The 22,128-nt window shown below is 65.9% G+C and carries 19 protein-coding genes; 12 read left to right on the forward strand and 7 right to left on the reverse strand.

Annotated elements, in window-relative coordinates:
• Nucleotides 1–32: 32 nt before the first annotated feature.
• From ARADN35_RS0116070 to ARADN35_RS0116080, 3 genes are all read left to right on the forward strand, one after another.
• Entirely contained in the window at nt 33–1,229 is a 1,197-nt protein-coding gene (locus ARADN35_RS0116070) for an ABC transporter substrate-binding protein (RefSeq protein ID WP_010463952.1), read from the forward strand.
• A gap of 133 nt (nt 1,230–1,362) precedes the next feature.
• Complete coding sequence (locus ARADN35_RS0116075; RefSeq protein ID WP_010463953.1) at nt 1,363–2,247, forward strand: branched-chain amino acid ABC transporter permease; 885 nt, start codon at nt 1,363–1,365, stop codon at nt 2,245–2,247.
• A 12-nt stretch (nt 2,248–2,259) separates the two neighbouring features.
• Nucleotides 2,260–3,261 (forward strand): branched-chain amino acid ABC transporter permease, encoded by a 1,002-nt coding sequence (locus ARADN35_RS0116080; protein WP_010463954.1) that lies wholly within the window; start codon nt 2,260–2,262, stop codon nt 3,259–3,261.
• A gap of 57 nt (nt 3,262–3,318) precedes the next feature.
• Here the strand turns inward: ARADN35_RS0116080 and ARADN35_RS0116085 are convergent, their stop codons facing one another.
• The 7 genes from ARADN35_RS0116085 to ARADN35_RS0116125 form a co-directional block, all read right to left on the reverse strand.
• Nucleotides 3,319–4,398 (reverse strand): lipocalin-like domain-containing protein, encoded by a 1,080-nt coding sequence (locus ARADN35_RS0116085; RefSeq protein WP_010463955.1) that lies wholly within the window; start codon nt 4,396–4,398, stop codon nt 3,319–3,321.
• Between the two features lie 113 nt (nt 4,399–4,511).
• Nucleotides 4,512–5,585 (reverse strand): PLP-dependent cysteine synthase family protein, encoded by a 1,074-nt coding sequence (locus ARADN35_RS0116090; protein ID WP_010463956.1) that lies wholly within the window; start codon nt 5,583–5,585, stop codon nt 4,512–4,514.
• 35 nt (nt 5,586–5,620) lie between these two features.
• Nucleotides 5,621–6,691, reverse strand: coding sequence for a tetratricopeptide repeat-containing glycosyltransferase (locus ARADN35_RS0116095; RefSeq protein ID WP_010463957.1), 1,071 nt, complete (start codon nt 6,689–6,691; stop codon nt 5,621–5,623).
• Between the two features lie 1,026 nt (nt 6,692–7,717).
• The gene (locus ARADN35_RS28695; RefSeq protein ID WP_010463958.1) at nt 7,718–8,605 is read right to left on the reverse strand and encodes a collagen-like triple helix repeat-containing protein; all 888 of its coding nucleotides are present in this window, start codon (nt 8,603–8,605) and stop codon (nt 7,718–7,720) included.
• A gap of 26 nt (nt 8,606–8,631) precedes the next feature.
• Nucleotides 8,632–9,171 (reverse strand): IPTL-CTERM sorting domain-containing protein, encoded by a 540-nt coding sequence (locus tag ARADN35_RS0116115; protein ID WP_244265916.1) that lies wholly within the window; start codon nt 9,169–9,171, stop codon nt 8,632–8,634.
• A gap of 387 nt (nt 9,172–9,558) precedes the next feature.
• Nucleotides 9,559–12,225: an ABC transporter permease gene (locus ARADN35_RS0116120; RefSeq protein WP_010463960.1), complete on the reverse strand. Its 2,667-nt coding sequence runs from the start codon at nt 12,223–12,225 to the stop codon at nt 9,559–9,561.
• Between the two features lie 172 nt (nt 12,226–12,397).
• The gene (locus ARADN35_RS0116125) at nt 12,398–13,159 is read right to left on the reverse strand and encodes an IclR family transcriptional regulator (protein ID WP_010463961.1); all 762 of its coding nucleotides are present in this window, start codon (nt 13,157–13,159) and stop codon (nt 12,398–12,400) included.
• Nucleotides 13,160–13,389: 230 nt separating this feature from the next.
• Between ARADN35_RS0116125 and ARADN35_RS0116130 the strand changes: the two genes are divergently transcribed.
• The 9 genes from ARADN35_RS0116130 to ARADN35_RS0116170 all read left to right on the forward strand — a co-directional run bounded on the left by ARADN35_RS0116130 (nt 13,390) and on the right by ARADN35_RS0116170 (nt 22,031).
• Complete coding sequence (locus ARADN35_RS0116130) at nt 13,390–14,142, forward strand: SDR family oxidoreductase (protein ID WP_010463962.1); 753 nt, start codon at nt 13,390–13,392, stop codon at nt 14,140–14,142.
• A gap of 34 nt (nt 14,143–14,176) precedes the next feature.
• Nucleotides 14,177–15,046 carry an amidohydrolase family protein gene (locus tag ARADN35_RS0116135; protein WP_010463963.1) on the forward strand — a complete coding sequence of 290 codons (870 nt, stop codon included), beginning with the start codon at nt 14,177–14,179 and terminating at the stop codon, nt 15,044–15,046.
• A gap of 13 nt (nt 15,047–15,059) precedes the next feature.
• Nucleotides 15,060–16,574 (forward strand): sugar ABC transporter ATP-binding protein, encoded by a 1,515-nt coding sequence (locus ARADN35_RS0116140; protein WP_010463964.1) that lies wholly within the window; start codon nt 15,060–15,062, stop codon nt 16,572–16,574.
• Between the two features lie 5 nt (nt 16,575–16,579).
• Complete coding sequence (locus tag ARADN35_RS0116145; protein WP_181147570.1) at nt 16,580–17,614, forward strand: ABC transporter permease; 1,035 nt, start codon at nt 16,580–16,582, stop codon at nt 17,612–17,614.
• A gap of 54 nt (nt 17,615–17,668) precedes the next feature.
• Nucleotides 17,669–18,619, forward strand: coding sequence for an ABC transporter substrate-binding protein (locus tag ARADN35_RS0116150; protein WP_010463966.1), 951 nt, complete (start codon nt 17,669–17,671; stop codon nt 18,617–18,619).
• A gap of 61 nt (nt 18,620–18,680) precedes the next feature.
• Complete coding sequence (locus ARADN35_RS0116155) at nt 18,681–19,538, forward strand: ureidoglycolate lyase (protein ID WP_010463967.1); 858 nt, start codon at nt 18,681–18,683, stop codon at nt 19,536–19,538.
• 35 nt (nt 19,539–19,573) lie between these two features.
• Nucleotides 19,574–20,854 (forward strand): L-fuconate dehydratase, encoded by a 1,281-nt coding sequence (locus tag ARADN35_RS0116160; RefSeq protein ID WP_010463968.1) that lies wholly within the window; start codon nt 19,574–19,576, stop codon nt 20,852–20,854.
• 23 nt (nt 20,855–20,877) lie between these two features.
• A complete protein-coding gene (locus tag ARADN35_RS0116165; RefSeq protein WP_010463969.1) occupies nt 20,878–21,654 on the forward strand; it encodes an L-fucose dehydrogenase in 777 nt (258 codons plus the stop codon).
• Nucleotides 21,655–21,689: 35 nt separating this feature from the next.
• The gene (locus ARADN35_RS0116170) at nt 21,690–22,031 is read left to right on the forward strand and encodes an L-rhamnose mutarotase (protein ID WP_010463970.1); all 342 of its coding nucleotides are present in this window, start codon (nt 21,690–21,692) and stop codon (nt 22,029–22,031) included.
• The last annotated feature ends 97 nt before the right edge of the window (nt 22,032–22,128 follow it).

Below are 22,128 nucleotides of genomic sequence, written 5' to 3' on the forward strand. Positions count from 1 at the left end.
TTTTCTTCAACCACACCCACAGGAGACAATCCATGAAGAACAAACTCAAAGTGCTGGCACTGATGCTGGGCGCCGCCGGCCTGGCCGCCTCGGCCGCGCATGCGCAAGACAAGGTCAAGATCGGGTTCATTACCGATATGTCGAGCCTGTACGCCGATGTGGAGGGCAAGAACGGTGCGGTGGCCATCCAGATGGCGATTGACGATTTTGGCGGCAAGGTGCTGGGCATGCCCATCGAGTTGCTGACGGCTGACCACCAGAACAAGGCCGACATCGCAGCCTCCAAGGCCCGCGAGTGGATCGACACCCAGGGCCTGACCATGCTGTTTGGCGGCACCAACTCCGGCACAGCCCTCGCGTCGGCCAAGGTGGCTGCCGAGAAGAAGCGCGTGTACATCAACAACGGTGCTGCCAGCTCGGCGCTGACCAATGACCAGTGCACACCCTACACAGTGCACTATGCGTATGACACCGTGGCGCTGGCCAAGGGCACAGGTTCTGCCATTGTGGATACCGGCGGTAAGTCCTGGTACTTCCTCACGGCGGACTATGCGTTTGGTCATGCACTGGAAGCCGACACCAGCACGGTGGTCAAGGCCAAGGGCGGCACCGTGGTGGGCACCGTGCGCCATCCGCTCAACGCGTCCGACTTTTCATCCTTCCTGCTGCAGGCACAGAATTCCAAGGCCCAGATCCTGGGCTTGGCCAATGCAGGGGGTGACACCATCAATGCCATCAAGGCCGCCAAGGAGTTCGGCATTGGCAAGAGCATGAAGCTCGCGGGCCTGCTGATCTTCATCAGCGACGTGCACAGCCTGGGCCTGCGCAATACCGAAGGCCTGCAGTTCACCACCAGCTGGTATTGGGATCTGAACGACGACACGCGCAAGTTTGCGGCGCGCTTCTTCGAAAAGACCAAGCGCATGCCCACCGAAATCCAGGCGGCTGACTACTCCGCCACGATGAACTACCTCAAGGCCGTGGAAGCGGCCAAGAGTGTGGACGCCGACAAGGTCATGACCACATGGCGCGGCATGAAGATGAACGACTTCTTTGCATCGGGCCAGTTGCGCGCCGATGGCCGCTATGTGCATGGCATGTACCTGATGGAAGTGAAGAAGCCCGCCGAGTCCACCAAGCCCTGGGACTACTACAAGCTCGTCAAGAAGCTGCCCGGCGACTCGGTGTTTACCACCAAGGCCGAGAGCAAGTGCGCGCTCTGGAAATAGCCCGCTGACAAGGTGCAGGCGCGCCCCAAGGGTCCATCACCCTGGGGCTTGCCGCAGCAGCCTGATGGCGTGTACTAGATGCCTTCTTCCCCCCCTGACCTGACCCGATCACCACCACCTGCCGCTGCCTCCCATGGAAATCTTTGGTGTCTCATTGCCGGGCCTGCTGAGCCAGCTCCTTCTGGGGCTGGTCAATGGCTCGTTCTATGCCATTCTCAGCCTCGGACTTGCCGTGATCTTCGGCCTGCTCAACGTCATCAACTTTGCCCATGGGGCGCTGTTCATGACGGGGGCCCTGATGACCTGGATGGCCATGAACTACTTCGGCATCAACTACTGGTGGATGCTGGTGTTGGCTCCGCTGGTGGTGGGCTTGTTCGGGGTGTTGATCGAACGCCTGTTGCTGCGCTGGATCTACAAGCTCGATCATCTTTATGGCCTGTTGCTCACACTGGGTCTCACGCTGCTGATTGAAGGCGTGTTCCGTTCCATCTACGGTGTATCGGGCCTGGGCTACGACACGCCAGAACTGCTGGAAGGTGCCACCAATCTCGGCTTCATGATCCTGCCCAACTACCGGGCCTGGGTGGTGGTGGCCTCGGTGGTGGTGTGTCTTGCCACCTGGTATGTGATTGAAAAAACCAAGCTGGGCGCCTACCTGCGCGCCGGCACCGAGAACCCCCGCCTGGTGGAAGCCTTCGGGATCAACGTGCCGGTGATGGTGACACTGACCTATGCCTTTGGGGCCGCGCTGGCCGCCTTTGCCGGTGTGCTCGCTGCACCGGTGTACCAGGTCACGCCGCTCATGGGCCAGAACCTCATCATCGTGGTGTTTGCCGTGGTGGTGATTGGTGGCATGGGCTCCATCATGGGCTCCATCCTGACGGGATTGGGGCTGGGCGTCATCGAAGGTTTTACCAAGGTGTTCTACCCGGAAGCGTCTTCCACCGTGGTGTTTGTCATCATGGTCATCGTTCTCCTCATTCGCCCCGCCGGCCTGTTCGGCAAAGAGAAATAAGGGGCCGCCAGCATGAATCTCAAGAACACTGCCTCCATCGGTTATGGGCTGCTGCTGCTGGCCCTGATTGCCGCGCCATTCCTTGGCGCCTATCCCATCTTTGTGATGAAGCTCATGTGCTTTGCACTGTTTGCTTCGGCGTTCAACCTGCTGTTGGGCTACACCGGCCTGCTGTCTTTCGGGCACGCTGCCTTCCTGGGGGGGGCGGCCTATGTGGCCGGGCATGCCATCAAGGTCTGGGGGCTCACCCCCGAAGTGGGACTGCTGCTGGGAACGCTCGGCGGAGCCTTGCTGGGCCTGCTGTTCGGCTGGCTGGCCATCCGTCGCCAGGGCATCTATTTTTCAATGATCACGCTCGCGCTGGCGCAGATGCTTTTCTTTGTCTGCCTGCAGGCGCCCTTCACCGGGGGTGAAGATGGCCTCCAAGGCGTGCCACGCGGCAAGCTCTTTGGCCTGATTGATCTGCAAAGCGATCTGGTCATGTACTACGTGGCGCTGGTCATCGTGGTGCTGGCATTCCTCGTCATCGTGCGCACCATCCATTCACCGTTTGGCCAGGTGCTCAAGGGCATCAAGGAAAACGAACCCCGTGCCATCTCGCTGGGCTATGACACCCACCGCTTCAAGCTGCTCGCCTTCGTGCTGTCGGCCGCGCTGGCGGGGCTGGCGGGTTCGCTCAAGACCTTGGTGCTGGGCTTTGCCACGCTGTCGGACGTGCACTGGACCGCCTCGGGCCAGGTCATCCTGATGACGCTGGTCGGGGGCCTGGGTACCCTGTCGGGGCCGCTCATCGGCTCGGCCGTGGTGGTGCTGCTCGAAAACAAGATTGGTGAGTTCGGCAACCTGCTGGCCGCCCTGACGAGTGTGGAGTGGTTCAAGACGCTGGGTGAGTCAGTCACCATGGTCACGGGCCTGATTTTTGTGGTCTGCGTACTGGCTTTTCGCCGCGGCATCATGGGTGAGATCATCGCCTGGTTGGCACAGCGCCGTGCCGATGGCCCAGCCAAACACTGACGTTGTGGCCGCTTATACCGGGCGGCCTCAACCCCCAATCAATAACCGCTGCAGCCTTTACAGGCGCAGCGGTTTTGCATATCCGGTCATCTCCAGGTAGCCCCGGCCTACGGGCTGCCCTGCGCTGTCCATCAAGTCGGACAGACCCTCCCAGTAGATCGCCCCGGTGGATCCACTGCTGTCCAGCTCCTGGTTGTCCAGCAAGGCGCGCACCTCAAAGACGCCTGCGGGCGTCTGCACCCGCCACTGCACCGGGTAGCGTGCCCCGCTCTGCGGGCTGGCCCAGATGCGTTGGGGCGTGAACACCACGGCCTGCGCGTCAAACACCTGCACCGGCTGGCCTGGTGTTCGCAACGAACCCCCGGCCCACAGGGCCGAGCCATCCGCACGGCGCAAGCGGAACGCCGTGAGCGCACTGCCATCGCGCAGGTTCATTCCGATCCAGTCCCAGCCCAGGGCTTCGGGGTGTAGCAGGGCCTCGCTCCATTCGTGGTCCATCCACGCGCGACCAGTGCCGGGGCTCACGCCCATGCGCTTGCCCTCCACTGTCAGGGTGCCGGTCACGGCGAGTTGCGGTTGGCTGTAGTAATAGCTGGCCTGTGCAGCATCGGGCCCCTTGCGCGACAAGCCCTGCTGGCCCTGCAGCAGCACCGGTTGGGTGCTGTCGAATTGGAGGTCCATGCCGAATTCGCTGCCCGCAATCTGGGCGGTGTACCGGCTTACCGGAAAGTCTGGCTTGCTGTGCGCCGTATTGCTCCGCGCGAGCGTCCAGTCCTGCAACCGGATGGAGGTGTCGGCCTCGCTGGCCTGCGCCACACCAAAACCTGCGCGCGCAATGCGCTGGTCATGCAGCAGGCGCTGGCCCTGCACATCGGTGATGGCTGCGTGTGCGAACAGCAGTTGCTTGGCCGCAAACGCAGACTGCAGGTTTTGCGTGGCATCCACCCGCGAGCGAAAGAACGTGAGCTGAAATCCCCACGGCCTGCCCTGCGCCTGCACATGGCCCGTGATGTACCACCACTCGGTGCGCAGCTCCGGGTGGCTGCCATGGTCGCGCGGAAAGGTCAGTGCGCGTGCGGGCAGGGCACGGGCGGCCTGGGGCAGCAGCGTCAGTGCCATGCCGCCCAGACCTCCCATGCCCAGTGGTACCTGCATGGCCAGCCACTGGCGGCGTGTGGCAAAGGTGCCCGCAGGCGATGGCGCAGCAGGGACTGGTGGCGGGACGGGTGGCACGGGGCGCTTTGCGGGTGTCAGCCGATGAGGGCGTCGATTTTTTGCTGGGCTGCCGAACAATCTCCGAACGAGCGGTCCACCCACTCGGTATCGAAATACGTGGGCAGATACCGCTCCCCTGCATCGCACAGCAGCGACAGGATCGAGCCACGCTCGCCCCGCTCTCTCATCTCGCTGGCCAGCGTGAGCATGGCGACGAAGTTGGTGCCCGTAGACGGCCCCACGCGCCGCCCCAGCAGCTGCGACAGCGCACGCATTGCGGCGATGGATTCCACATCGGCCACATCCACCATGCGGTCCACCAGCGTGCGGATGAAACTCGGTTCCACACGCGGGCGGCCGATGCCTTCGATGCGCGAGCCGGGCGCCGTCAGTGCGGCATCCCCCGTGCGGTGGTAGGCGCTGAACACCGAACCTGCCGGGTCGGCCACACACACCTCGGTGGTGTGCCGCTGGTAGCGCACATAGCGGCCAATGGTGGCGCTGGTGCCCCCCGTGCCCGCGCCCACCACGATCCAGCGCGGCACCGGGTGCGGCTCGCGCGCCATCTGCGTGAACATGCTCTCGGCGATGTTGTTGTTGCCGCGCCAGTCGGTGGCGCGCTCGGCGTAGGTGAACTGGTCCATGTAGTGGCCGCCTGTCTCCGCCGCAATGGTGCGGGCGGCTTCGTACACCGCGCCCGCGCTGTCCACAAAGTGGCAGCGCCCGCCGTGGAACTCGATCTGCGCCACTTTCTCGGGCGAGGTGCTGCGCGGCATCACGGCCACAAAGGGCAGGCCGAGCAGGCGCGCAAAGTAGGCCTCGCTCACGGCGGTGGAGCCGCTGGATGACTCGACGATGGTCGAGCCCTCGTGCACCCAGCCATTGCACAGCGCATACAAAAACAGTGACCGCGCCAGCCGGTGCTTGAGACTGCCCGTGGGGTGGGTGGATTCGTCCTTGAGGTACAGGTCAATGCCGTGCGTGGCAAAAACGGGCAGGCGCAGCGGGATCAGGTGGGTGTCCGCGCTGCGTTGGTAGTCCGCTTCGATGCGGGCGATGGCCTCGTGAAGCCAGGGGGAAGCGGGGAGCTGTTTCTGCATGGGCAGCATTGTCGCAGCCCGCCTAGCCTGTGCCGCAGGGGTGGTCAAAGGCCGTAGAACGCCTGGTTGGCCTCAATGCGATGGGCCTGGGCTGCCGGGTAGTGGCGCTCGGCCAGCAGACGTTGCAGTGCGGCGCGACCCAGGTCACGGTGGGGGGTATAGAAGGCGCTCACGGCCAGCTCATCCAGTGCACGCCAGGCGTACACCTGCGTGTCTACAAAAAGAATGTCGGGAGGCTGAGGTATCTGCGAAGCCTGCAGGGCAAACATGGTGGCCAGCGCATGTTCGGCACGCTCACGGTGGTAGCGGGCCAGTTCACACAGGGGCTCGGCCCGCTGAGGGCGGGCTGCGTAGGCGGTCAGATAGGCCTCGCGCACGGTGGCAACAGGGGCCTGGTTACGTTCGTGCAGCACGGCGATCTGGAACAGTGCATACCAGCGCTCTTCGTCCCAGCCTCCCATATCCACCCGGCGCTGGTACCACTGCAGGCTGGGCTCGATCCTCCCGGCGTCGCGGCAGCTCTGGGCCAGGTAGAAGACGTTGCGCGTGTTCGTGGGGTCGTCCCGCACGGCCTGCTCCAGCAAGGCCATGTCGCGCAGGTAGGTTTCCGGGTCGCGTGCGCGGGCGCCATCATGGGATACGTGGATGACAGGCCCCTGCAGCGTTTGCCAGGGGCCGTGCTGCTTGGCGGTCAGGTACTCGTGCAACACGCCCTCCCAACGCCAGCCGATGCGTGTGGCCACAAGGCTGTTGCGCTGGTACTCCCAGCCGTCCATGTGGCAGGTCAGGGTATAGCCGTCGGCCGTGAGCGAGGGCCAGGTGAACCCTTGTGGTACGCGCAGCTGCTCATCGGCATCGATGAAAAGCAAGTAGGCGCCATGCGGTCGCGCCAACTCCAGCGCCTCGTTGCGGTTGTGGGCAAAATTTTTCCAGGGCCGTTCGTGCAGCGTGCCTGGCACGTCCTGCATGAACTCACGGATGAGGTCCTGCGTGCCGTCGGTGGAGCCCGTGTCCACAATGACCCAGTGGTCCACCCAGGGCTTGACCGAGGCAAGGCACCGGGTGATGACCGGGGCTTCGTTCTTGACGATCATGTTGAGCCCGATCGGTGACATATGTTTCATCGACGGCTTGTATCTCGGGCAGTCAAGTTCAGTATGGCCGGTTTGTACAGAATCGTGTCCCGAAACAGATTTTTCAGAGATCGAATGCCCTGTACGAAGCAAGCTGAGTGCTATTGACAGTAAGCGTAGGCATATACCGTCTGAACTTGTCCGCAGCTAAATTTGCAAACCCATGAATTGGCCGACGCCCGTTTGCTGATCTCGAAGAGAGCGTCCCCCGGGATGGATGTCTCGCACCCCCCGCTGACCACATTGCCAGCGCTGCACGTTGTGGTGACCACCGTAGTGGCGGGACACTGGGCAGAGTTCGTGTCGGTGGTCAGGCTGATGGTCGCGGATCCAGTGGGGCCGGTCGGCCCCACGGGGCCCTGAACCCCCTGAACTCCTTGAATCCCTTGGGGACCAGGCACGACACTGGTTGCTCCTGTCGGACCGACGGGCCCTTGAACACCCTGGATGCCCTGTGGGCCCGGCACTGTGCTGTCTGCCCCCGTGGCTCCCGTGGAGCCCATGGCCCCCGTCGGCCCCGTGGCGCCGGTAGGTCCAGTGGTACCCGTGGCACCGGTTGCCCCCGTAACCCCTGTTGAGCCCATGGCGCCCGTTGCTCCGGTGGGGCCCGCAGGGCCCGTGGCGCCGGTAGCTCCGGTGCCGATGCCCCCCGCGCAAGGCCCCAGGCGGCCTGTGGGGCCGTCAAAACAGGTGAGATTGGTGTTGGGCGTTGCGCCGCTCAGGCCAGGAGCCCGCACTTCACCGCTGTCCTGCACGCGAAAGCGTTCCTGCGTGCCGGTAGAGTTCTTGATCACAAAACCGCCACCGCTCGGCACGGTGGCGGAGATGTCGGCGGCCAAGGCCACGGGGGTGTACAAGACGTAGGCGGCACCGAGCACGCTGGCGATGCGGAAGGATCGGGAGAAGCTTTTCACAGCAGTCTTTCTTGTGGAGCAATGGGAGCGTGTCCGCCTGCCTGTACAGGAAGGTTGGCACGCCGGGGGCTAGCCTCTAGCGTGATCGGAGTGGTTATTGGCAGTAGGCGTAGGCGGTCACGTCGATGTTCAAGGAATTGGGCGTGCTGGTGGTGTCGCACCAATACGTGCATGACCATTTGTTGGTGTCAGACCGCACAGTGGAATAGATGAACGAAAACGTGGTGGCGTTGGCAATACGGCACCCCCCGGACAACACCGCGCTGGTGGCTCCGCCACAAGTGGCCGTGAGGGTGAGGTCAGGCACATTGCATTTGCCGGTGGTGCTGAACTCCTGCAGCGAGATCGTGGCGCTGCCTGCTGGACCGGTCGCCCCTGTGGGGCCCGGTGCTCCCGTAGCGCCCACTGCACCTGCAGAGCCCGTGGCTCCGGGTATGCCCTGAAGGCCCTGTGTTCCCTGGGGGCCTGGCACCGTGCTGTCAGCGCCCGTGGCACCCGTAGGCCCTGCCGGTCCCGTGGCACCGGTCACGCCAGCGGTTCCCTGGGTGCCCGTTGCTCCAGTGGCTCCGGTGACGCCCGTGGCCCCGGTGGGGCCTGTCCCACCTGTGGTGCCCACACCGCCCGCAGTACCTGTTGAACCAGTGGGGCCGACTGCACCAGTGGGGCCTGTGGGCCCTGTGGGGCCGGTTGCCCCCGTAGCACCCGTACCAATTCCGCCCGCACACGGCCCCAGACGGCCGGTGGGGCCATCGAAGCACGTGAGGTTGGTGTTGGCAGCGGCGCCGCTCAGACCTGGGGCCCGCACCTCGCCACTGTCCTGCACGCGAAAACGTTCCTGCGTGCCGGTGGAGTTTTTGATCACAAAGCCGCCACCGCTGGGCACGGTGGCAGAGATGTCGGCCGCCAGGGCCAAAGGGGCGTGCAGTGCGTAGACGGCACTGATGGCGCCGATAAGGCGCATCGGGCGAAAGAGGGATTTCATGTGCGGCTCCTGGTGCATCCGCACACTCACGTGCGCCGTGTGCCCGCAGTGCTGCGGCGGTGGTGCCAGAAGGCAGCCATGCCCATCAGCAGTGCCAGCAGCATCAGGCCGTACTCGCTCAGCGTGGGGATGTTGGTGGCCGCCACTGCGCCACCGATCTGCACATTGCCCGCCAGGGACGCAAAGTTCTGGTTCACCACGGCACCGGGGCCGAGGTTGATGACCGCCGTGCCGCCGCCAGAGGAGATCAGCTGAATGTTTTGTCCTGGCGCGCCCTGCAGCGTCAAGGTGCCCAGCACGATGATGTTGGTGCCCGCCGGAATGACGAAGGTGCGGCCCGTGGTGCTGCTCAGGGTCAGGTTCTGGAACACCAGCGTGCCCGACAGCTGGCTCGTGTTGCCGGTGCAACCGTCCGTGAGCGCCACCGTGCCGGACCCGGGATTGAAAGTGCCTGAACTACTCAGGTCACCGCCCACGGTCAGCAGACCGGAGCCGCCGTTGAACACTCCCGTGCCAGCGACGTTAAGGTTGCCGCTGGTCGAGAACTGGCCCGTAATTATGTTCAAGGAGCCCTCTACCTGCACGGGGAGGCACCCCATGTCGATAGAGCCGCCGGGCACGTCGAATGAACTTCCTGCAGGGATGGTGAATTGTGCCCAGGCAGGTGCTACCAGGCCGCAGCAAAGCGCAGCCATGGCTGCCATTTGGCGAAATATCGATTTCATTGAACTCCCTCGGGTTGCGCGGCGGCCCTCTTTGTGGGGCCAAGAGGCGGCGCGTCTGGTCTTGAATCAGGGTGGCTGGACATGGGGCTGCTGGCTGTTGGCACGGTGCGCCGGTATGGCTGGCAACCCCGGGATCGGGTTTGATTGGTGATGGATGATTATCAAAATCTGCAGGGATTGCAAACAATTTTTAACCAAACTATCGGAACTTGACAGACCGCCCGCCGTTCACCAATCTTCCTTGACCGCCATCACCGCATCGCGCCCAGCCGCAGCCCGCCCTGCCAGCCACGCCGTCACCGTGCCCGAGGCGACCACGGCCACACACAAGCCCAGCAGGCGCCCGGTGGGCAGGCTGAGGTCCATGGTCCAGTGAAAGCTTTGCGGGTTGACCACGTGCACCAAGACCACCGATACGGCCAGGCCCAGCAGCAAGCCTGCGGCCGCGCCCACGCCAGTCCAGGCAGCGCCCTCGCCAGCCACCACTGCCAGGATCTGGCGGCGCGTCAGACCCAGGTGGGCGAGCAGGCCAAACTCCTTGCGGCGCGCCAGAATCTGGGCGCTGAAGCTGGCGGCCACACCAAACAGGCCGATGCCGATGGCCACGGCCTGCAGCCAGTAGGTGACGGCGAAGCTGCGGTCAAAAATGCGCAGCGAGCGCTCGCGGATCGCGCCCACCGAGACGAATTCCACCAGGGCCTCGTCCGCCGCGCTGGTGCCGTCCCGGGCCGGGGGCACGCGGCCCGCCTGGGCTGCCGCCAATGCGCGGATCGCATCCTGCAACGCCGTGATGTTGATCTCTTCTGCGGGCCACAGCGCCAGGTCGCTGGTGCGGGCGTCGCCCGTCAGGCGCAGCCACACGGCGCGGTCCATCGCCACGGCGCCCGACTGCCGTGCATAGTCGCGCCACACGCCTGCTATGTAAAAGATAGCTGGTTGCGCTTGTCTATCAAGCGCCAAGGGGGTAAAAGCATCAGAAAGTGCGGGCCACTCCATGCCGGGGCGCAGTCCATACAGGTCCACCACCGCCTCGCTGACGTAGACGCCAGTGCGCCCGGCGGGCACGGGCAGGGCTTCGCCCACCAGGGGCAGGTGGCGGGCGGGGGCGGTGCCCAGCGGGCGGCTGATGACCATGAGCGCGGGGCGCGTGGCGTCGAGCTGCAGCGGGCTGGCGCGCAGGGCTTGCACACGCGCGAGGCCGGGCAACTGTGCGACGGACTCGGCGAAGCCTGCTGGCAGCAGTGCGGCCTCGCTGCCCGGCGCACCCAGGGCCGAGCGCACATACAGGGGCGATGGCAGCACAGCGTCCAGCCACTGCGTGACCGAGCCACGAAAGCTTGACACCATCACCGTCAGCGCGACGGCCAGGCTCAGGCTGGCCACCACCCCGCCTACCGCGATAGCGGCCGTGCCACGCATGCGCCGAGCGCGCTCCAGTGCCAGCAGCGCCAGGGCGTGGCGTGCGGCCAGCGGCTGCAGGCGGTGCAGTAGCCAGGCCATGGCCCAGGGCAGCACGGCAATGCCACCCACCAGCAGCAGGCCGATGGCCAGGTAGGCGGCCAGTGGTATGTCAAAAACGGGTGGTGCGCTAGTCAGTATTGCGCCAATAGCTATCAAAATGATACCAATCCAGCCTTGGTCCGCCTGGCTGGACACCGTGCCCAGGCCTTTCAAGGTTTGCGCGGGCGGCAGCGTCTGCGCGGCGCGCGCGGGCCACCAGCCACCCACCAGTGCTGCCAGCACACCCAGTGCGCCATAGGCCAGGGCTGCTGGCGCGCTCCACTGCAGAACCGGCTGCACCCCTGCAAAGTAGCCACCGCCCAGGTCGCCCCCCAGCAGCCGCAGCGCAGCGGCGGCCAGGGCCGTGCCCAGGGCGATGCCGGCGGCGCTGCCCACCAGGCCCAGCACGGCGGATTCGGCCAGCACCAGCGCCAGGCGCTGGCGCGGTGTGGCGCCCAGCACGGCCAGCAGCGCGAACTGCGGCGCGCGCTGTGCCACGCTGAGCGCCAGCACCGAGAACACCAGGAACGCCCCCGTGAACAACGCCACCAGCGCCAGCACAGTCAGGTTCACGCGGTAGGCGCGTGACAGATTGCTGATGCGCTGCGCCGCATCGCCCGGCTGCGCAAACACCACCTGCGCCGGCCAGCCGGGCTGGGCGCGCACGGCCTGCTCCCACGCGCTGCGGTCGGTGCCGGGCTGAAGCTGCAGGTCGATGCGGCTGAGCTGGCCGGCGCGGCCAAACAGGTCTTGTGCGGCACCGATGTCCATCACTGCCAGCGGTGCGCCCCCCGCAGCCACCGTGCCGGCAACGCGCACCGGCCATTGCTGCAGCCCGGCCTGCAGCAGCAACTGTGGCGACGGTTCTGCCGAGGTGGGGGGCGTGGTGGGCAGGCCCAGAGCCTGCAGCGCTGCTGTATTGAGGAACACCGTGGCCGGTGCAAAGAGGGCGAGCCGGTCGGCGCCCGCCCAGGGCCGTGGCATGAGCGCGGGGGCCATGGCGGGCAGCAACAGGGCGTCCACGCCCAGCACGCGCAGTGGCGTGGGGGGTGGAGTGGGTACGGTCGCCGTACCCGACCCCTGCCGCAGGGCCCGCGCCACGGCCGACAGCTCCAGCAGCGGGCTGGCGCGTGCCACCTGCGGATGGGTGGCAAGCTGCCCGTACAGTGCCTCAGGCAAACTACCCTGCATGGCCCGAAGCTCCAGGTCAGGTTGCCCGTTGACGGCTCGCACGGCCTGGGAGAATTCGTCCAGCGCAGACGCGTTGATCACATGCACCGCAAACGCCAGCGCCACGCCCAGCATCACCGCCGCCACTGCCGCAGCACTGCGCCAGGGGTGGTGGCGCAGGTCCTGCCAGGAGAAGGTGCGAAGCAGCGCAAGCATGGCCTGCATTGTGGCTGCTGGCGGGGCGCCTGGCGGATCCGGCGGATGAACGTCGCATGGCAACCCGACCGCTGGGTTGCCCGGGTTGGTGCTTGGCTTGGATGCCCAGGCCAGCCTCGGCCCGGTAGTTGGCATTCCTTGTCAGAAGTGCCAACCATGAACGCTCTCTTGTACCGCTTGTCTAGCGTAGTGACAGCCCGGTCGCCGCGCGTGCCAGCAGTTCGCGGGCGGTGTCCAGGTCCGAGCCGACATGGCGATCAATGCGCCGGATGAAGGGGCAGGTGAGCACGGCCAATGCATGCCCCTGGGGCCCGAGGATGGGCATCGAAATATCCGTGACGCCATAGGCCTGCTGGCTGTCGCCTTGCCAGTGTCCCAGCGTGCGGATGTGGTCCAGAATGGCCTGCAGCTCGGCCTCCGGCATGGGCACCTCACCCTCCAGCGCGTCGTGTTCTGCCAGCATTTCGGTGCGGCGCTGCTCGGACTGAAACGCCAGCACCACATGGCCCGATCCGGTGTCGATCAGGCTCACCCGCACCCCGAGCCGGATGGACAACCCCCAGTTGCCCGGGCCATTGACCTGCGCTACCACGGTGATGTTGCCCCGGTTGTAGATGCCCAGGTGGCACGACTGCTCGGCCGCCGTGGCAAAGGCTTCCATCGCAGGCAGGGCCTGCGCCACCAGCCTTTCGATGGGCGGGTGCCGGTGCCCCAGCACAAACAGCTTGAGGCTGAGCGCATAGCGGTCGCCTTGCTGCGACCGCGTGACGTAGTCCCGCGCGACCAGGCGCTCGAGCATGCGGTAGATCTCGCTCGGCCCGCGGCCCATGGCCTTCACGATCTCGGCGCGTGTGAGGCCGTGCGGCTGCTCTGCCAGCAGCTCGAGGATGTCCAGCCCTTTGTCGAGGGCGGGGGCGCGGTAGCGGTCGTTGGGTTCTGTCATGGAGAAAAAGGAGTGCTTGCAGCGCTACGGATTCAGGGGGGCGGAATGGAGTGTCCCTTGGCGCCGGTCAGCGCGCAGAAAAAGCGGCTTCACCTTACCAGAGGGTATCCCGGTCGCGGGACATCGGCCAGGGCAGGGTAAGCACTGATTGGATGGCAGTCGTCGCCTTTGTACATTATTTTCTAATGAACAAAAAGTTCATATATGAAGTTACAGAACAAAGGTACTCCATGAGACTGCAAGGCAAAACCATCCTGATCACCGCCGCTGGCCAAGGCATTGGTCGCGCCAGCGCACTGGCCTGTGCCCGCGAAGGCGCCCAGGTCATCGCCACCGACCTCAACCCAGCCTTGCTGGCGCGGCTGGCCCAGGATGGAGCGGGGCTCACGACCCATGTGCTGGATGTGCGCGACAGCGCTGCCGTGGTGGCCCTGGCTGCGCAGCTGCCTGCGCTGGACGGGCTCTTCAATTGCGCGGGCTACGTGCACAACGGCAGCGTGCTTGAATGCGACGAGGCAGCGTGGGACTTCAGCATGGACCTCAACGTCAAAGGGGCCTACCGCGTGGCGCGGGCCTTCCTGCCGGGCATGCTGGCCCGGATGGAGCGCGCGGGCACCAGTGGCTCCATCGTGAACATGGCTTCGATGGCCTCGTCGATCAAAGGCTTCCCGAACCGGTTCGTCTATGGCGCCAGCAAGGCTGCCGTCATCGGCATGAGCAAGGCGATCGCGGCGGATTTCGCCCGCGTGGGCCTGCGCTGCAATGCGCTGTGCCCGGGCACGGTGGACACGCCATCCCTGCGCGAGCGCATTGCGGGCGCTGCCGACCCGGTGCAGGCCGAGAAGGACTTCATCGCGCGCCAGCCGCTGGGCCGCCTGGCCACGGTGGACGACATCGCCCCCCAGGTGGTGTACCTGCTGAGCGACGAGTCCCGCTTCGTGACTGGACAAGCGGTGCTCGTCGACGGTGGCGTGACCATCTGAGCGGCAACGCCATTCAGCACCGGTAGCCCTGCCCATGACGCGCATCGACTCGCACCAGCACTTCTGGAACCCAGCACGCGGTGACTACACCTGGCTGCGTGCCGATGAGCCCGCGCTTGCGCCGCTGTTGCGTGCGTTCATGCCTTGCGATCTGGAGCCCACGCTCCAGGCCACGGGCACCGTCCGCACCGTGCTGGTCCAGGCTGCAGACTCGGTGGCGGAAACCGAATTCCTGTTGGGACTCGCCGCAGAGCATGACTTCATCGGCGGTGTGGTCGGCTGGGTGGACCTGAGCCGCAGCGACGCGGCCGCCACGCTGGAGGCGCTGTCGCGGTACCCGCAGTTCAAGGGCGTGCGCCCCATGCTGCAGGACCTGCCGGACGTCGATTGGATCGAGCGCGCGCCGCGTGCGGACGCCGTGCAGGCACTGAGCCGGCTGGGCTTGCGCCTGGACGCGCTGGTCAAGCCGGAGCACCTGCCATCGCTGCTGCGCTTTCTGCACGCCTGGCCCGACCTGCAGGTCGTGGTGGACCACGCTGCCAAGCCGCAGCTGGCCCAGGGCTGGCATGCCGACTGGGCGCCCCTGTGGCGCCGCTGCATGGCCGAGCTGGCGGCACTGCCGCGCGTGCACTGCAAGTTTTCGGGCCTGCTGACCGAGCTGCAGCCACAGCAGCGCACATCGGCCGAGGCCTGCGTGGCCGCAGTGCGGCCGGTGTGGGATGCGCTGCTCGAAGGATTCGGCCCGGCGCGGCTGATGTGGGGCAGCGATTGGCCCGTGGTCACGCTGGCCAGCAGCTATGGCCAATGGCTGGCCACCGCCGGCGTGTTGATCGGCCAGTTGCCGCCGGCTGACCAGGACGCGGTGTGGCGCAGCACCGCACAGCGCTTTTATGGCATTGCATGAGGCCCAGGCAGCCATGACATCTCCGCTCATCGAGATCCGCAACCTGTCCAAGGCCTTTGCCGGCGTGCGGGCGCTGGACAAGGCGCGCTTCGAACTCATCCCCGGCGAAGTCCATGCCCTCATGGGCGAGAACGGCGCGGGCAAGTCCACCCTGATGAAGGTGCTGTCCGGCATCTACCCGCGCGATGATGGCGAGGTGTTGGTGAGCGGGCAGCCCGCTGACATCGGCAGCCCGCGCGCCGCCCAGGCGCTGGGCATCGGCATCGTTCACCAGGAGCTCAACCTGATGAACCACCTGAGCGCCGCCCAGAACATCTTCATCGGCCGCGAGCCGCGCCACAGGCTGGGCCTGGTGCTGGACGAGCATGCGCTCAACGCCCAGGCGCGTGCCATCTTCGAGCGCCTGAACCTTCAGCTCGACCCGCGCACGCTGGTGGGCGAGCTCACGGTGGCCAAGCAGCAGATGGTCGAGATCGCCAAGGCGCTGTCGTTCCAGTCGCGGGTGCTCATCATGGACGAGCCGACCGCCGCGCTGAACAACGAAGAAGTCGCCGACCTGTTTCGCATCATCCGCCAGCTCAGGGCCGAGGGCGTGGGCATCGTCTACATCTCGCACAAGATGGACGAGCTGCAGCAGATCGCCGACCGGGTCACGGTGATGCGCGATGGCCAGACCATCGCCACCGTGCCCATGGCGTCGACCAGCGTGGACAGCATCATCGGCATGATGGTCGGCCGCCAGCTCGAAGCCCTGGAAAAGCACGTACCCGACACCACGGGCAACGAGGTTGTGCTGCAGGTGCGGGGGCTGTGCCGCAAGGCGGCCATCGTGGATGTGGGCTTTGAGCTGCGGCGCGGCGAAATCCTGGGCTTTGCCGGGCTGATGGGCGCGGGGCGCACCGAGGTGGCGCGGGCCATCTTTGGTGCGGACCCCATCGACGCTGGCGAAATCCATGTGCGGGGCCAGCGCGTCACCATCCGTTCGCCGCAGCAGGCGGTGGCGCTGGGCATCGGCTATCTGTCCGAAGACCGCAAGCATTTTGGCCTGGCCACCGGGCTCGACGTCGAGACCAACATCGCCTTGTCGTCCATGCGCTCCTTTGCGCGGGGCGGCATCGTCCTGGACCAGGCCGCCCTGCGCAGCACGGCGCAAGCATACGTGCGCCAGCTGGGCATCAAGACGCCTTCGGTGCAGCAGCAGGTGCGCCTGCTTTCCGGCGGCAACCAGCAAAAGATCGTCATCGCCAAATGGCTGCTGCGCGACTGCGACATCCTGTTCTTCGATGAGCCCACGCGCGGCATCGATGTCGGCGCCAAGGCCGAGATCTACAAGCTCCTGAACGCCCTGGCCGAGCAGGGCAAAGCCATCGTCGTGATCTCTTCCGAGCTGCCCGAGGTGCTGCGCCTGTCGCACCGCGTGTTGGTGATGTGCGAGGGACGCATCACCGGCGAGCTTTCGGCCGCCGATGCCACCCAGGAACGGATCATGGAACTCGCCACCCGGCGGCCCACCACGTTGACGAACTGAAGACCATGCCAAAAGCCACACCGACATTGACGACGCCCACTGCATCGAAGGCCGGCCCCTGGGCCGCGATCAAAGAGCGGCTGTTTCGCGCCGAGACGCGGCAAAAGCTGCTGGCCTTCGCCAGCCTGCTCGCGCTGATGGCGTTCTTCACGGCCGCGTCCGGCAACTTCCTCAAGGCCGACAACATGGTGAGCATCCTGCAGGCCACGGCCGTCAATGGGGTGCTGGCCATCGCCTGCACCTTCGTCATCATCACTTCGGGCATCGACCTGTCGGTGGGCACGCTGATGACCTTCAGCGCCGTGATGGCCGGGGTGGTGCTGACCTACCTGGGGTTGCCGCTGCCCCTGGGCATTGCGGCGGCCATCCTCTCGGGGGCGTTGTGCGGGTTTATCTCGGGCGTGCTGATCGCCAAGCTCAAGATCCCGCCCTTCATTGCCACGCTGGGCATGATGATGCTGCTCAAGGGGCTGTCGCTCGTGATCTCGGGCACCAAGCCCATCTACTTCAACGATACCGAAGGCTTCAGCGCCATCTCGCAGGACTCGCTGATCGGCGAGCTGCTGCCGTCGCTGCCCATTCCCAACGCGGTGCTGATCCTCTTCGTCGTGGCGGTGGCGGCCAGTTTCGTGCTGAACAAGACCATGCTGGGCCGCTACACGTTTGCCCTGGGCAGCAACGAAGAGGCTGTGCGCCTGTCGGGCGTGAACGTCGATTTCTGGAAGATCGTCGTCTATTCGGTCAGCGGCGGCATCTGTGGCATTGCCGGGCTGCTAATTGCCTCGCGGCTCAACTCTGCGCAGCCGGCGCTGGGGCAGGGCTACGAGCTGGATGCCATCGCCGCCGTGGTCATCGGTGGGACCTCGCTGGCGGGGGGCACCGGCACCATTCTCGGAACCATCATCGGCGCTTTCATCATGAGCGTGCTGACCAACGGGCTGCGCATCATGTCCGTGGCCCAGGAATGGCAGACCGTGGTGACCGGCGCCATCATCATTTTGGCCGTCTACACCGACATCCTGCGGCGCCGCAGCCGCTGAGGGCCGTCCATCCCGAGTTCCGCTTTTCCCACAACCACTAAAAGGAGACAAACCATGTTCAGCAAACGCGTACTCAGCATCGCCGTGGGCCTCACCATGGCATGGGGCGGCACCACGGCCGCCATGGCCCAGCAGCAACAGCAGGTCTACATACCGCTGGTGTCCAAGGGCTTCCAGCACCAGTTCTGGCAGGCCGTGAAATCGGGCGCCGAACAGGCGGGCAAGGACCTGGATGTGCGCGTCACGTTCGAGGGACCGGAGTCCGAAGCCATGGTGGACAAGCAGATCGACATGCTGTCCGCAGCGCTTGCCAAGAACCCCAAGGCCATCGGCCTGGCCGCACTGGACAGCAAGGCCGCGATCCCGCTTCTGAAAAAGGCCCAGGCCGCCAAGATCCCGGTCGTTGCCTTCGACTCGGGCGTGGACAGCGACATCCCGGTGACCACCGCCACCACCGACAACAAGGCGGCAGCGGCGCTGGCGGCCGACAAGATGGCTGAACTCATCGGCGGTGCGGGCGAGGTGGCACTGGTGGTGCACGACCAGACCAGCCGCACCGGCGTGGACCGGCGCGACGGCTTCGTCGAGCGCATGAAGGCCGCACATCCCAAGATCAAGATCGTGAGCGTGCAGTACGGCGGAGGCGACCACCTCAAGTCCACCGAAATCGCCAAATCCATCCTGCAGGCCTACCCCCAACTCAAGGGCATGTTTGGTGCCAACGAAGGCTCGGTGCTCGGCGTGGTGAATGCGGTGCGCGAAACCAAGCGCAAGCTCGTCGTCATCGGCTACGACTCGGGCAAGCAGCAGAAGGACGCCATCAAGGAAGGCTTGATTGCCGGCTCCATCACGCAGAACCCCGTGGGCATTGGCTACAAGACCGTGGAGGCGGCAGTCAAGGCGCTCAAGGGCGAAAAGCTGCCCAAGGTGATCGACACCGGCTTCTTCTGGTACGACAAGACCAGTATCAACGATCCCAAGATCGCCGCCGTTCTGTACGACTGATGGTCTCTGCGACGGACCGCTTTTTCAACTCGGTGCGTTGTCACCCACAAGGAACTCTTTCGTGAAACTTCTTCGCTACGGCCCCCTGGGCCAGGAAAAGCCCGGCCTGCTCGATGCCCAGGGCCGCGTGCGCGACCTCTCGGGCTTGGTGCCCGACATCGCTGGCGACGTGCTCACGCCCGAGGGGCTGGCACGCATTGCGCAGCTCGATGTGGACTCGCTGCCGCTGGTGGCGGGCACACCACAGCAGGACCTGCGCCTGGGGGCCTGCGTGGGCCGCGTGGGCAAGTTCATCTGCATCGGACTGAACTACGCGGACCACGCGGCGGAGTCCGGCATGCCGGTGCCCGCCGAACCCGTGGTGTTCTCCAAATGGACGAGCGCCATCGTGGGGCCCAACGATGCGGTGGAGATCCCGCGCGGCAGCCAGCGCACCGACTGGGAGGTGGAGCTGGGCGTGGTCATCGGCCAAGGTGGCCGCTACATCAGCGAGGCCGACGCCATGCGGCATGTGGCCGGATACTGCGTGATCAACGACGTGTCCGAGCGCGAAGTGCAGCTCGAGCGCGGCGGCGGCCAGTGGGACAAGGGCAAGGGCTGCGACACCTTCGGGCCCACCGGGCCCTGGCTGGTCACTGCCGACGAGGTGCCGGACCCGCAGGTGCTGGACCTGTGGCTGGAGGTCGATGGCCGGCGCTACCAGAACGGGAACACCCGCACCATGGTCTTTGGCGTGGCGCAACTGGTCAGCCACCTGAGCCAGTTCATGAGCCTGCAGCCGGGCGACATCATTTCCACCGGCACCCCGCCCGGCGTGGGACTGGGCCAGAAGCCGCCGGTGTATCTGGTGGCGGGCCAGACCATGCGCCTGGGGATCAGCGGCCTGGGCGAGCAGCAGCAGCGCACCGTGCAGGCCTGAACGCGAGCCGACTTTCCCCGCAAAACCACCGAGCTATGACCACCATTCGATCGATGCGCGTCCTGGACGTGCGCTTCCCCACGTCCGCCCACCTGGACGGCTCCGACGCGATGAACCCCGACCCGGACTATTCGGCCGCCTATGTGGTACTGGAAACCGACCAGCCGGGGCTGGAGGGGCACGGCCTCACGTTCACTATCGGCCGGGGCAACGAGATCTGCTGCGCCGCTATCCGCGCGATGGAGCACTTGGTGGTCGGGCTGGACCTGGCGTGGATCGCCGAGGACATGGGCCGCTTCTGGCGCCATGTCACCTCCGACAGCCAGCTGCGCTGGATCGGCCCTGACAAGGGCGCCATCCATCTGGCCACCGGCGCGGTGGTCAACGCCGCCTGGGACCTGTGGGCCAAGTCGGAGGGCAAGCCGGTGTGGCAACTGGTGGCCGACCTGAGCCCCGAAGAGCTGGTGCGACTCATCGACTTTCGCTACATCACCGACTGCATCACGCCCGACGAGGCGCTGGCATTGCTGCGCGAGCGCGCCGTGGGCCAGGCCGAGCGCCGCGCCGACCTGCTGGCCCATGGCTACCCCAGCTACACCACGTCTGCCGGCTGGCTGGGCTACGACGATGCCAAGCTGCGCCGACTGGCGCAGGAGGCGGTGGATGCAGGTTTCACCCACATCAAGCTCAAGGTGGGGCGTGACCTGCAGGACGACATCCGCCGCGTGCGCGTGGCCCGCGAGGTGCTGGGCCCCGATCGCAAGCTCATGATCGACGCCAACCAGGTGTGGGAGGTGGGCCAGGCCATCGACTGGCTCCAGGAGCTGGCATTCGCCAAGCCCTGGTTCATCGAGGAACCTACCAGCCCCGACGACATCGAGGGCCACCGCCGCATCCGCGAGGCCGTGAAGGATTCGATGCAGGTGGCCACGGGCGAGATGTGCCAGAACCGCATCATGTTCAAGCAGCTCATCATGCGCGGCGCCATCGATGTGGTGCAGATCGACGCCTGCCGCCTGGGCGGCGTGAACGAGGTGCTGGCCGTGATGCTCATGGCCGCCAAGTACGGCCTCAAGGTATGCCCGCACGCGGGCGGGGTGGGCCTGTGCGAGTACGTGCAGCACTTGTCGATGATCGACTACCTGTGCATCGCGGGCACCAAGGAGGGCCGCGTGATCGAGTATGTGGACCACCTGCACGAGCATTTTGTCGACCCGTGCGTGATGCGCGGCGCGGCCTACATGCCGCCGCAGCGGCCCGGCTATTCCATCGAGATGAAGCCGGAATCGCTCGCCCAGTACCAGTACCGCGGCTGACCTACGCCATCCAAGGAACTCCCATGGACCTGTATCTCAAAGACAAGGTCGTTATCGTGACCGGCGGCGGCGCCGGCATCGGCGGCGCCATCAGCCTGCAGCTGGCGCGCGAAGGGGCGGTGCCCGTCATCCTGGGCCGCCACCCGTTGGGCGACGACTTTGCCGCCACGCTGCGTGCGCTGTGCCCCACCTTTGCGTTCTTTGCCCTGGAGCTGGGCGACGAAGCCGCCTGCACGGACGCGGTGGCGCAGACGCTGCGCCGGTTCGGCGGCATCGATGGGCTGGTGAACAACGCCGGTGTGAACGATGGGGTGGACCTCGCGGCCGGCACCGCCGCATTCCGCCGGTCGCTGGAGGACAACCTGGTGCATTGCTACCTGATGGCTCACCTGTGCGTGGAGTCGCTCCAGCAGCGCCAGGGCGCCATCGTCAACATCTCCTCCAAGACCGCGCTCACGGGCCAGGGCGGCACCAGCGGCTACGTGGCTGCCAAGGCGGCGCAGCTGGGGCTCACGCGGGAGTGGGCTGCAGCGCTGGCGCCGCACGGCGTGCGCGTCAACGCGGTGCTGCCGGCCGAAGTGATGACGCCGCTGTATGAGCGCTGGCTGCAGACGCTGCCCGACCCCGCCACCGCACTGCAGCGCATCACCGCGCGCATACCGCTCGGGCACCGCATGACGCGGGACCAGGAGATCGCGGACCTGGTGGTCTTTTTGCTGTCGGACCGCTCGTCCCACACCACCGGGCAGTGGCTGCACCCGGACGGGGGCTATACGCACCTCGACCGCGCATTGCCCTGACCCCTGCACTCCTACCTTCAACCCCAGGAAGCCCCATGCGCCACTGCCTGATGCTCGACCTCCAGGACGACCCCGCCCTAATTGCGCAATACGAGGCGCACCACCGCGCCATCTGGCCCGAGGTGAGGGAACACCTGCGCGAGCACGGGGTGACGGGCATGGAGATCTTTCGCCTGGGCACGCGGCTGTGCATGTTCATGGAGACGGATGACGCGCGCTTTGACGGCGACCGCATGGCACAGGCCGAAGCCCTCGATGCCCGGCTGCAGGCCTGGGAGGCGTTGATGTGGCGCTTCCAGGCGCCCACGCCATGGACGCCCGCGGGCCGCAAGTGGATGCCGGCGACGCGTATCTTTGATCTGGCGGCGCAGGGCTAGCCGCTTCTACCGAACGTCAAAAACACCCCGTGCGCCGGGCCCCAGCGCACGGGTGGGGCGCCAGCCTGGGCGCACGGTTTGCGGGGCAGACAGCCAC

The sequence above is a fragment of the Acidovorax radicis N35 genome, assembly GCF_000204195.1.
GTDB classification, from domain to species: domain Bacteria; phylum Pseudomonadota; class Gammaproteobacteria; order Burkholderiales; family Burkholderiaceae_C; genus Acidovorax; species Acidovorax radicis.